Genomic DNA, 12042 nt, shown 5'->3' with positions numbered 1-12042 from the left:
CTATGGTGCAATTACTTTTTTAATCATGCACTTTTATGGGCATCTTTTTTCTTACGTCTAGCACTATAGAGGATCGTACCCACGAATACCGCTATAAGGATTGTAAAGAATACGACATGCGGCAATTCAAAACCAAAAGCACCCGCTAGCATCTTACCCGCAATAATGGCGATAAGCAGGAACGCTGCCTGTTCCAATTCAGGGAATTTATCAATAAGCTTCAAGAATACCTGCGCCACTCCGCGCATCATCAGAACCCCTAAGATACCACCCATAAAGAGAACCCAAACCTGATCGCTAAGTCCAAATGCTGCAATAACACTGTCAATACTGAAAGCAATATCCATTAATTCAACAAGGAGAACCGTCTTCCAAAAAGAAGTGCCTTTATTCTCCGTATGCTCTTCGCCACTGCCCTTAAATAAACCTTTATATGCGATATAAAAGAGATACAGTGCACCAAGAACCTTAACCAAAGTAAACTTAATAAGAAATGTCCCTAGTCCAATGGCCAGGAATCTGAACAAATAAGCCCCTAAGATACCGTAGAAAAGAGCCTTTTTCTGCTGCTCCTTAGGTAGATGCTTAACCATAACGGCAAGCACAAGCGCATTATCTGCTGAGAGCAAACCTTCTAGTAGAATTAAGCTTCCGATAATCCCCCAGCTCACAGGATCAGAGAGCGTGCCTACTACATCACTCCATGAGAAAAAATGCCCGTAATTCTCACTAATATTTCTAAAAAAATCTGCGAACCAATCCATTACACTTTGCGCCTCCGGTAAAATCGATTATTTGCTGCCCGCAACCCAGCGCAGCCCCCAGCCATAGGCTTCATCCATCTCACGATGACCACTGTAATATTGCACCAGCCGTTCAACACTAAATGTTTCATTGCTTACATTCCGGAATAACGCAATGGCACACATCCCTTTTCGGTTGTTATGCTCGTCCAAATTTACAATGATATCAGGTCCTCCGCCTTGTTTGATGGTGACAACTCCATCGGCCTCTGACCAGTTAGTTACCCCTTTATAAATAAAGGAAAACACTAGAATGCGTTCAATCTCGGAAATTTTGATACCATTTATACGCAAATTCTCACCAGTAGTTACGGAGCCTGTCCGGTCATCCCCATCAAGCATGACATAAGGAGGTTGATTTAGTGAGCCAAAGGCATTACCTAACGCTTGTACCACTCCTTTACTGCCATTCTTCAGTTCATACAGACAAGCAAGATCTAGGTCTATACCATTTTTACGACTAAAGAGTCCGCCCTGCTTCTGGTTCCAGTTGAGATTAATCAACAGTTCCCCTAGATCACCACTAGCTGATTTTTTCAAATTGATGGAATCGCCTTTTTTCTTCAGCTCGATTTTCTTCAAGTTGAGATTCATTGGCGAAGGCGGAGGTGTCGGTGGAGAGCTCTCTTCACGTTTCACTGGCTGCGCAGGCGGCGTTGCGAAGATTTGTGGTGGAATCAGCGGCTTAACCTCCGGCTGTGGAGCAGCAGCAGGAGCAGGCTCCTCGTTCGCTTCAATACCGAAGTTGCTGCATATCTCTTTCAAACCTCCGGCAAACCCCGCTGCAATGGCACTGAACTTCCATTCACTGTTATATCTATATAATTCCCCTACCACAATGGCCGTTTCCACGGAGAAAAGATTGTCGAGATCACATCGGAGCAGTTCCGCACCTGTCACTTGATTGAGAATCCGAAAATAGGCCTGACTAACTTGCCCAAAACTTTGACCCCTTTTCTCCCCATCATAGATGGTAAGCGTAAAGGCAATCTTCATCACATCGGAAGGAATCTTATCCAATTGAACTTCGAATTGCTTGCGGTCATTGAATCCTGGCACATCCTTATACCTAATATAAGATGTGGCTGGATTATTATAAAATATCAGATCCTCGTCTTTACTTACTTTACCCTCTGATCCAAGCAGGAAAGCAGAGCTGTCAATCTCCAGAGCAGCCGGAGCATTCCAGCCGATCTCTACGATTATAGAATGAAGTCCAGCATTGCCTTTGGTCAGATCAGCTTTTTGCCCTTTGACTACGTTAACACTCATTCTTACGCCACCTTTATAAATGGAGTAAACCAACTAATAATTTTGTAAAAAAGAACCCCACAAAGTGGAGTCTGTACTGCTCTAAATATTTAGAAAAAGGGCAGGATCGGTAATGACCCCGCCCACTTGGATGTTATTGCGCGTCCAGTCCATAGTTCTTACATAAAGCGCTTAGACCGCCGGCAAAGCCACTACCAATCGCCTGGAACTTCCAATCCGCACCATTGCGGTAGAACTCACAGAATACAACAGCTGTTTCAGTTGAGAAGTCTTCACCTAGATCAAAGCGGAGCACTTCACGATCGTTAGAAGCATCTACTACACGTACAAAAGCATTGGAGACTTGTCCAAAGTTTTGTGCCCGAGTTTCATAATCATAGATCGTTACCGTAATTCCGATACGCTGGATATGAGCAGGGATTTTGCTAAAATCCACAATAATTTGCTCGTCATCTCCATCACCCTCACCCGTACGGTTATCACCTGTATGAGTCAGGGAGCCATTGCCACCCGATGGATTGTTATAGAATACAAAATCATCGGAGCCCTTGGCTTTGCCATCTTCATGCAGTAGAAAGGCTGAAGCATCAAGGTCAAAATCTTGGCCGCCGCTATACTTATTAGTATCCCAGCCCAATCCTACCACTACCTTCGTCAAACCCGGATTAGTCTTGGTAAGATCAATCCGTTGCCCTTTAGAGAGACTGATCGTCACTGACAAAACCTTCTTTCATTTATTAATTCAATTCAACTTTAGCATGCAGAACGAAATTTATTGCAGGCCGTAGTCGCGAGTCAAACCGCTTAAGCCGTCTTTGTAGCCACTGCCGATAGCATTGAACTTCCATTCTGCACCGTTACGATACAATTCACCAACAACTACGCCTGTTTCAATGGAGAAATCCTCGCCGAGGTCGAAACGAATCAATTCTTCATTGTTCAGATCGTTTACGATACGTACGTATGAACGGGAGACTTGTCCAAAGTTTTGGCTTCTTGCTTCAGCATCATAAATTGTAATAGTAAAAGCTACTTTGTCCACATCAGCAGGGATGTTCTGAAGATCCACTTGAACCTGCTCATCATCACCATCGCCTTCACCTGTACGGTTATCTCCGGTATGAACAACAGAAGCATTCTCATTTTGCTTGTTATTGAAGAAAATGAAGTTGGTTTCTTTATCAACTTTACCACTAGCATTGGTCAAAAAGACGGATACGTCCAAATCGAAATCTTTTCCGCCATCATATTTATTAGTATCCCAGCCAAGACCTACAGTGATTTTGGATAGACCTGGGTTTCCTTTTGTTAAATCGATCTTTTGACCTTTGGATAGATTAATTGCCATGATTACATACCTCTTTTCTTATATTTGGATTATACGTAGCGTTCTGCAAGTTGATTGATATGAGCGGCGTGGCTGCCTTCACCAATTGCAGCGAACTTCCATTCTCCACCTTGGCGGTAAAGCTCTCCACAAATAAGTGCCGTAAAACCTGTGTAGTTGTCTGACAAGTTGAATTTAATCAACTCACTATTCCCGGCAGCATTTATTACCCGAATATACGCTGATTTGATCATTCCAAAATCCTGTTTGCGATTCACCGCATCGTAAATGTTAACGACAACCAGAACCTTATGAACATCGGCAGGAATAGCTTTCAAATTAACCATGATTTGCTCGTCATCTCCGTCGCCTTCTCCCGTCAGATTATCTCCGGAATGAATGACCGAGTTGCAAGGACTTTGCTTGTTGTGGAAGCAGATCAGGTTACCCTTCTTAGTTAGCTTACCATCCTCATTCAGCAGCAAAGCTGAAGCATCACAATCAATGTTAGCCTGCTTTTTGACACCGAAAAATCCCTTTTTAGCCTCTACCGGATCCCAGCCTAAGCCAACTATTACATTGGATAAGCCCGCATTACCTTTAGTCAAATCAATCTTTTGACCTTTTACCAGATTAATTCCAGCCAAATCAACTTACCTCCGTTTCCGATAAAACTATTATCTGTTAGTCTAGCTTTTAGGTGTTATATCAGTGATACGATAAAGAATAAATTACGTTTCAACGAACTTTTATCTATGACTTCACCTAATTTATAAACTGAATTCGCTAGGGTTTAATCCTAAGACGCCACAAATATTCCGCACAACTGCTTTTTCATAATCATCAAAATCACCATCAGCCGAACCAATTGCCGAGCATACACCCACGATAAGACGTCCCGCTTCTGGTTTGCTGCTAAACTTCGCAATGGCTTTCAAAGCCTCTTGTTTCCCTATTTCCGGAGAGAACTCGAAGTTACTAACATAATGGTTGAATTGAGCAATGACATCTCTCATGTCAAACACTTTCAATTCATTACTTAGATTTATATAACCGACCATTTTATTTTTCTCTGCATCTTCTATTTTACCGTCAGCCGCAGCAACCAAAGCGCAGCCTGCAACTATCGCGTTCATGAAGTCTTTATTTTTGAATTTTTTCACTTGATCTGTTAGTCCGTTTTTGGTTGTGTTTAACCAGTTTTTAAATGTGCTCATCGTATTTCTCCCTCTATCACTGCAAGATTATGATAACAAAAGATATCTCCAGAGCCTCCTCTCCACGTTCCGACAGATTTTGCATATAAATCCCTGAATTAACCGTTACTCTTCTAATATACCTGATAAAATAACAAGATTCTACTTTCCACTAAATTACAGCACCTTTGATAGAAAGGATCGTGTCCGTTCTTGCTTAGGATTTTCGAACAGCTGCTCCGGACTTCCTTCTTCCACAATCTCACCTTGTTCCATAAACAGCACACGATCCCCCACCTCACGCGCAAATCCCATCTCATGCGTCACCACGACCATCGTCATCCCCTCACGGGCCAGTTCCTTCATCACCGCCAGCACTTCCCCTACCATCTCCGGGTCAAGCGCTGAGGTTGGCTCGTCAAAGAGCATAATTTGGGGCTCCATAGCCAGCGCCCTTGCAATCGCTACCCGCTGAGCCTGCCCCCCAGACAATGAGGCTGGATACATCTCTGCCTTTTCACTTAGGCCTACTTTTTGCAGCAGCTCCAGCGCTTTTTGCCGTGCTTTATCCGGAGACCATTTACGCACCTGAACCGGCGCCAGCATAATGTTCTCTATAACCTTCATATGAGGAAATAGATTAAACTGCTGAAATACCATCCCAAGCTCTGTACGGATATCGTTAATCTTCGTACTCGCCGCCATCAAAGAAGTGCCTTCAATTACAATCTCGCCCCGCTGCGGCTGCTCCAGTAAATTAAGGCAACGCAAAAAGGTGGATTTACCCGATCCGGACGGCCCGATAACCACCACTACCTCCTGACTGATAATATCGATACTTATGTCGGCCAGCACCGTATTTGTCCCAAATGATTTATGTAAGTTACGCACTGAAATCATAGGCTCCATCCTATTTCAGCCTCCGTTCAACGTAATTCAGCAGCTTGCTAAGAGAGTAGGTAAGAATGAAATAAATAAGTGCCGCTGTCAAATAAGGCTCCCATATCCGCAAATATTGCCCTTTCATCGTGTTGGTCCAATACATTATTTCCGGTGCAGCCACCAAAGCCAGAAGAGAGGAGTCTTTCACAAGCACAATAAACTCGTTACCAAAAGCCGGAACCATCCGTTTGATCGCTTGCGGTAAAATAATAAATCTCATCGCTTGCCGACTAGTCATCCCCAGTGAAATAGCCGCTTCCCGTTGCCCACGATCAACCGACTGAATGCCTGCCCGAAAAATCTCAGCCGAATAAGCAGCCGAATTAAGCGACAGAGCAACAAACGCAGTAATTAGAGCATTGGTTTTGCCGTAAAGCGGGGGAATCACTCCAAAGTGAACAATCAAAATCTGCACATACAGTGGTGTTCCTCGAAAAAAATTGATATATGAATGGAAAGGCCAGCGCAAATACCATTTTGGGGCCATTTTGCCGAATCCGATCCCCAGTCCCAAAATAGAGCCAAATAAAATAGAAACTACAGAAATACCGATAGTCAGCAGTGTCCCTTTTAAAAGGACGGGCAAATAATGAATAATAATGTCCATTCTAAAATCCATAGGACTCTCCCCTTCTCTTCTTTATGTCATCTCTCTTTAAAAAAATAAGCATGCGCAATAGCTATCATTACGCATGCTTATTAGGTTTTTTCCTTATTTTGCATTCAATAAGCTATCCAAGTTAGGTTCTTCGCCGAACCAAGTTTTGTAGATTTCCGCGTACTTTCCGTTTTCCAGTACCTTCTTAATAGCCGGATCCAGTTTCGCTTTTAACTCACTGCCCTTAGGGTAAAGAATGCCGTAATATTCCGCTCCGAAGTTCTCCGTGTCTACAATCCCCACCAGCTTCTGCTTAGGATTGTTTTTCATGTACTCACGTACAATGGCAATATCCGCTACAACCGCATCGGCTCCGCCGCCATTCAGTTCCATCAATGCCACCGCATTGCTGTCAAAACGTTTCAAGTTAGGGTTGTCGACGCCCATTATTCCGCTCATCAGGTCGTCTGCAGTTGTGGCCCCTTGTATTGCAACTACTTTATCCTTAAGATCAAGTGCATTTTTGATGTCGCTGCCTTCCTTAACCATGATCATATTGGTAGATTCGAAATAAGGGATGGAATAGTCATAGGTTTCTTTACGTTCATCCGTAATGGATACTGAAGACAATCCTGCTTGATACTCCGTTCCCTGCTTCACACTTTGAAGCATCGTTTCCCAGCCTGTGTTCGTTACGTCATAGTCTATTCCCGCTTCTTCCATAACTGCCTTAATGAAATCGATGTCGAATCCTTTGATTTTATCCGTGTCCATGTACTCCATAGGAGCGTAGCTGGCATCACTGGCAAACTTAATTTTCTCTGCCGGGGATTCGTTACCAGCTTTACTATTATTTGCTCCACAACCTACCAATCCAACCACCACCAATGCGATAAAAACTGACATTAAAGCGCGACTTTTTATTGTCATATCTCCATACCCCCTATTTTTGGAAATAACTTAAAGAGATTTTAACAGATTAAAGGATTCATGACAATTAACTTTTCTATTTTATGTAAGGTTATATAACATAATATTATTATTTTATAAGTTTTATGCGTACATCACTCTCAAAAAATTACCATCAAACACAAAAAGGCACTACCAGAGATTGTATTCTCCCTAGCAATGCCTTTAGATTTAACCTTAAACCTATTAAAGTGTGATATCTCCATCATAAGAACCGATCAATTTATACAAATCCGGCCGGCGGTCACGGAAGATTCCCCACTCGATCCGTCCAACTTCCAAAGCATCCAGATCGAATTCGCTTACCAGCACGGTTTGCTCATCACGTCCAGCCTCAACGATTTTATTGCCCTGAGGACCTGCAATGAACGATGAACCGTAGAAATTAATGCTCGAATCCTCATCAATTTCCTCACCAATACGGTTGGAAGCCACGACTGGAATAAGATTCGCAGCTGCATGTCCAAGCATACAGGTCTGCCAATGATCCTTGGAATCGATCGATCCATCCTGCGGTTCAGACCCAATAGCCGTTGGATAGAACAGAATTTCTGCTCCCATCAGGCTCATTACTCTAGCCGCTTCTGGATACCATTGATCCCAACAGATACCTACACCAATCTTAGCATAACGAGTGTTCCATACCTTAAAGCCAGTATCTCCCGGATTAAAGTAGAACTTCTCTTCATAACCTGGGCCATCTGGAATATGACTCTTGCGGTATTTGCCCAGCACCGTTCCATCAGCATCGATTACAGCAAGTGAGTTGTAACGTGCGTAATTCTTTTTCTCATAAAAACTAATCGGCAGTACCACTTGCAGCTCCTTGGCTACTGCTTTGAAATGATTAATCGCCTTGTTATGCTCAAGCTCTGTTGCGTATGCGTAATAATCAGCTTTCTCTTTTTGACAGAAATACGGGGTCTCAAACAGCTCCTGCAGCAAAATAATTTGTGCACCCTGTGCTGCCGCTTCTCTGACCAATGTCTCGGCTTTGCTGATATTCTCCTCAATATTGCTGGAACAACTCATTTGTGTCGCAGCTACTTTTACATTTCTCAAGTATCTGTCCTCCTTATATATAAATGTCCCTTTGGACGTCTGGTTTCCTTCAAATTATTGCTGTGCAGGCATTTGCTGCGTAGTACAGTGGACATTTCCGCCTTCGGTGATAACGGCCATTCCGTTAACTGTACGAATCTTGCGATCCGGGAACAAACCAGCCAGCACTTTCTCAGCAAGTGTATCCGTTTCTGTCGCGGTGCCGCCAAACACAGGCAATATAATTCCGCCGTTCACGAAATAAAAGTTCAAATAACTGAGCGTCAGACGACTGCCGTCATGATCGACCCGTGGTGGCTGCTGAATCTTGATAATCTCCAGCTTACGCCCTTTGGCATCTGTAGTGTTCTCCAGAATACGCAGATTCTCTTGCGTAATCTCATAGTTCTCATCCTGCGGGTCCTCACAGACCTGGATAATAACTTTGCCTGGTGCAGCAAAACAAGCAATATTATCGACATGACCATCGGTTTCATCGCCACTAAGGCCACGTCTCAGCCAGATAATAGCTTCTGTACCTGTATAGTTCCGCACGTACTCTTCGATCTCTTCGCGCTTCAGCTCCGGGTTGCGGTTTAGGTTAAGCAGACACTCTTCTGTAGTAAGCAAAGTGCCTTCTCCGTCCGTATGAATCGAGCCACCCTCCATCACAAGCGGTGCATCAAAACGGGTGATCTGCGCATGCTCCAGAATCTGCGGAGCCACTTCGTCATCCAAATCCCAAGGTGAATATTTACCGCCCCAAGCATTAAACTTCCAGTTCACACCTGCCATTTGTCCTTCTTTATTAACAATAAAGGTAGGTCCGTTATCACGCAGCCAAGCATCGCTATGCGCAATAGGCAGCAGCGTTACATTCGGTCCGCCGACCAAATGTTCTACCCGCTCCACGTCCTCCGGGTTCACAATGACCGTAATCGGCTCAAACTCGGCGATGGCTGTGATAATGTCAGCATAACCTTGGCACACTGACTCGTGGTTGTCCGGGAAACACATAGATTCCTGCACCGGCCAGGAGATAAAAGTACGTTCATGCTTGCCCCATTCCGGTGGCATTGTATAGTTCAAATCTTTAGGATTCATGTGTTAACTACCTTTACTAATATATTTGGAGCCAGTCCTACCCTTAAAACTCCTTCCTCATCATACAATAATATGTTCTAGTGCTCAATTCCCTGGGACATTAATAATGTTGGAAGGAATTTTTTTCGTAGCCCCCATTTTACAGTTAAAAAATTTAAGTTTCATCCGTTACAACGAAGCTAACAGCACCCAATTCCCCAAAAAGCTCACTGAATTCATACATAGTAACGCTGTTGCTGACGCTGTCCAATCCCATGACGATTATTTTTTCCCTTGGCGTATTCAGCGCATCTGGCGTCCTTCTGTCTCATAGCAGCTCCAATATGCCGTTTCTAGTTAGCGGCGTCTTTCTGGGTTCCGCATTATGGTGGATGGGTTTGACAGGGAGCACCGCTTTGTTCAGAACCAACATAATGTCAGGACGGTCGAAACAGCTCATGTTCAACAAACTGTCCGGATTGGTAATGTTGTCCTTTGGCATTGTCTCCCTTATTCAATCTCTCAATCTTCAGGAGTTTCTTTAAACGATCCCTCTCACTATACGGTAATCTTTTTTACCACATTGCCTTCAAAATCCTTAACGATAAATTCCCCGCCCTCTAGAACAGCATAGGAATTCGGATTATTCTCTTTAGGCAGCGATATGGAGCCGGGATTCAGCACATACACTCCCTCTTTTACATCGGCAACTGGTATATGGGTATGTCCCTGAATAAAAATATCCTTCTCGGAAAGCGCCGGCAAATGCTCAATGCTAAAGCCATGACCATGTGTAGCGTAAATCCGTCTGCCTTCGTGCAAAAGCAATACATAATCGCCCATCATCGGGAATTCCAGCAGCATTTGGTCTACCTCGGCGTCACAGTTCCCACGTACTGCGGTTATCGGCTTGTTTTTGTTATATGCATTAAGCTTATTAGCAACCTCTTGTGGGTTATATTCCTTCGGCAGCGGATTTCTTGGACCATGATATAAAAAGTCTCCTAGAATAATAAGACTGTCCGGCTGCTCTTCTTCTGCCTTTTCCAAAGCCCGTTCCAGCCAAAATAAAGATCCGTGAATGTCGGAAATAAACATTAACTTCATCATGTATTCTCCTTTTCAACTTAACTTAAGTAAATATGCGCTTAGACAATAATCTTAACCTTGAACATACCACAACGCAAAGCGGACGTTCCCAAAGGAACGCCCTGCTCGCTATATCTTAACACTCAAGGCAAATTCGAGGATCCCATCAAAAAGCGGTCTACTTCGCGCGCAGTCTGACGCCCTTCGTCAATAGCCCAGACTACAAGGCTTTGCCCGCGCCGCATATCGCCTGCTGTGAACACACCTTCTACATTGGTTGCTTGTGCTCCGAACTCTGCTTTGGCGTTCCCCCGCTCATCGCGTTCCACCCCAAGCTCGCCCAGTACAGTTTCTTCGGGTCCTGTGAATCCCAATGCCAGCAATACCAGCTGCGCTTGCAGGGTCTCCTCACTGCCCGGCACTTCGACCGGTACCATTCGTCCCTGTTCATTACGAGTCCATTCAATGCGCACTGTACGCAGCTCCTGCACTTGCCCGCCCTCATCGCCGACAAACCGTTTCGTCGAAACCAGATAACGGCGTGGATCTTCTTGATACAATGAAGCGGCCTCCTGCTGGCCATAGTCCACTTTAAGCACCTTTGGCCATTCCGGCCAAGGATTGTTAGACTGACGGGTCAGCGGCGCCTGTGGCATAATCTCAAGCTGAGTCACACTGCGGCAGCCGTGACGGATAGAAGTGGCTACACAGTCTGTTCCAGTATCCCCACCGCCGATTACAACTACATCCTTACCTGCTGCTGATAAATATTCCCCATCGGCAAGCCCTGAATCCAGCAGGCTCTTTGTATTCAGCGTTAAAAACTCCATAGCTTGATGAATCCCACGCAGATCGCGTCCTTCTATCGGCAGATCACGTGCCTGTGTAGATCCACCACACAGTACTACAGCATCGTGCTCTGCCTTGAGCTGTGAAGCTGGGAGATCTCGGCCAATCTCTGTTCGAGTTACGAAGGTAATGCCCTCAGCCGCAAGCAGATTCACCCGGCGCTGCACAGTCTTTTTATCCAGCTTCATGTTGGGAATACCATAGGTAAGCAGACCACCAATCCGGTCCGCCCGTTCATACACAGTTACCGTATGTCCAGCCTTATTAAGCTGTGCCGCACAGGCAAGCCCTGCCGGACCCGAACCCACTACAGCTACCTTTTTACCCGTGCGATGAAGCGGCGGCTCAGGCACAATCCAACCTTCCGCAAAACCTCTATCTACAATCGACTTCTCAATAGATTTAATGGTGACAGGTTTGCCATTCATCCCTACCGTACAAGAGCCTTCGCAAGGAGCGGGACAGACACGGCCTGTAAATTCAGGAAAGTTGTTAGTCTTATGCAGACGTTTCAGCGCTATCTCCCAATTTCCACGATAGACCATATCGTTCCATTCAGGAATCAAGTTGTGCAAAGGGCAGCCGGAAGCCATACCAGACAACAGACGTCCTACATGACAAAATGGCGTACCGCAATCCATACAACGCGCCCCTTGCTCGCGCAGCTTTTCTTCATCCATAGGTATCGAGAATTCATTCCAATTCTTAATTCGCTCCAACGCCTCACACTCGGAGGGTGTCTGTCGTTCAAACTCTAAAAATCCGGTTGCTTTCCCCATCTCTTTCATCCTCTCACCAAAGAAAAGTACTCTCTGTCACTTTCTGCTGTTATGCCACTCTAAAGCGCCAAAGTAAATGCCTTAATATTAGCAT

Annotated in this window: 13 protein-coding genes and 1 pseudogene; 1 reads left to right on the top strand and 13 read right to left on the bottom strand. The window is 44.7% G+C overall.

Annotated features, from left to right (window positions below; translation table 11 throughout):
- Positions 1-23: 23 nt before the first annotated feature.
- The 11 genes from MKZ09_RS01705 to MKZ09_RS01655 all read right to left on the bottom strand — a co-directional run bounded on the left by MKZ09_RS01705 (position 24) and on the right by MKZ09_RS01655 (position 9252).
- Complete coding sequence (locus tag MKZ09_RS01705) at positions 24-764, bottom strand: TerC family protein (protein WP_036687425.1); 741 nt, start codon at positions 762-764, stop codon at positions 24-26.
- 27 nt (positions 765-791) lie between these two features.
- Positions 792-2075, bottom strand: coding sequence for a TerD family protein (locus MKZ09_RS01700; protein ID WP_076134805.1), 1284 nt, complete (start codon positions 2073-2075; stop codon positions 792-794).
- Between the two features lie 133 nt (positions 2076-2208).
- Positions 2209-2790 (bottom strand): TerD family protein, encoded by a 582-nt coding sequence (locus MKZ09_RS01695; RefSeq protein ID WP_076134804.1) that lies wholly within the window; start codon positions 2788-2790, stop codon positions 2209-2211.
- Positions 2791-2847: 57 nt separating this feature from the next.
- Positions 2848-3423 carry a TerD family protein gene (locus tag MKZ09_RS01690; protein WP_076134803.1) on the bottom strand — a complete coding sequence of 192 codons (576 nt, stop codon included), beginning with the start codon at positions 3421-3423 and terminating at the stop codon, positions 2848-2850.
- 29 nt (positions 3424-3452) lie between these two features.
- Positions 3453-4049 (bottom strand): TerD family protein, encoded by a 597-nt coding sequence (locus MKZ09_RS01685; RefSeq protein WP_076134802.1) that lies wholly within the window; start codon positions 4047-4049, stop codon positions 3453-3455.
- Between the two features lie 123 nt (positions 4050-4172).
- Positions 4173-4619: a tellurite resistance TerB family protein gene (locus MKZ09_RS01680; RefSeq protein WP_076134801.1), complete on the bottom strand. Its 447-nt coding sequence runs from the start codon at positions 4617-4619 to the stop codon at positions 4173-4175.
- Positions 4620-4775: 156 nt separating this feature from the next.
- Entirely contained in the window at positions 4776-5498 is a 723-nt protein-coding gene (locus MKZ09_RS01675) for an amino acid ABC transporter ATP-binding protein (protein WP_076134896.1), read from the bottom strand.
- Positions 5499-5508: 10 nt separating this feature from the next.
- Complete coding sequence (locus tag MKZ09_RS01670) at positions 5509-6159, bottom strand: amino acid ABC transporter permease (RefSeq protein ID WP_076124698.1); 651 nt, start codon at positions 6157-6159, stop codon at positions 5509-5511.
- Between the two features lie 93 nt (positions 6160-6252).
- Entirely contained in the window at positions 6253-7062 is an 810-nt protein-coding gene (locus MKZ09_RS01665; RefSeq protein ID WP_076134895.1) for a transporter substrate-binding domain-containing protein, read from the bottom strand.
- A 231-nt stretch (positions 7063-7293) separates the two neighbouring features.
- The gene (aguB, locus tag MKZ09_RS01660) at positions 7294-8169 is read right to left on the bottom strand and encodes an N-carbamoylputrescine amidase (protein ID WP_076107380.1); all 876 of its coding nucleotides are present in this window, start codon (positions 8167-8169) and stop codon (positions 7294-7296) included.
- Positions 8170-8223: 54 nt separating this feature from the next.
- Complete coding sequence (locus MKZ09_RS01655) at positions 8224-9252, bottom strand: agmatine deiminase family protein (RefSeq protein ID WP_076134800.1); 1029 nt, start codon at positions 9250-9252, stop codon at positions 8224-8226.
- A gap of 182 nt (positions 9253-9434) precedes the next feature.
- Between MKZ09_RS01655 and MKZ09_RS34320 the strand changes: the two are divergent.
- Positions 9435-9776 (top strand): annotated as a pseudogene (locus MKZ09_RS34320) (LysE family transporter); the annotation flags it as partial.
- 13 nt (positions 9777-9789) lie between these two features.
- Here the strand turns inward: MKZ09_RS34320 and yfcE are convergent.
- The gene (gene yfcE, locus MKZ09_RS01650; protein WP_076134798.1) at positions 9790-10338 is read right to left on the bottom strand and encodes a phosphodiesterase; all 549 of its coding nucleotides are present in this window, start codon (positions 10336-10338) and stop codon (positions 9790-9792) included.
- 125 nt (positions 10339-10463) lie between these two features.
- Positions 10464-11948, bottom strand: a complete 1485-nt coding sequence (locus MKZ09_RS01645) for a glutamate synthase subunit beta (protein WP_076203411.1) — start codon at positions 11946-11948, stop codon at positions 10464-10466.
- Positions 11949-12042 lie beyond the last annotated feature (94 nt).

This window comes from Paenibacillus sp. FSL R5-0908 (genome assembly GCF_038006245.1).
GTDB classification, from domain to species: domain Bacteria; phylum Bacillota; class Bacilli; order Paenibacillales; family Paenibacillaceae; genus Paenibacillus_AQ; species Paenibacillus_AQ odorifer.
The sequence above is the reverse complement of the archived record's forward strand: the minus strand, read 5'-3'. Positions and strand labels throughout refer to the sequence as shown.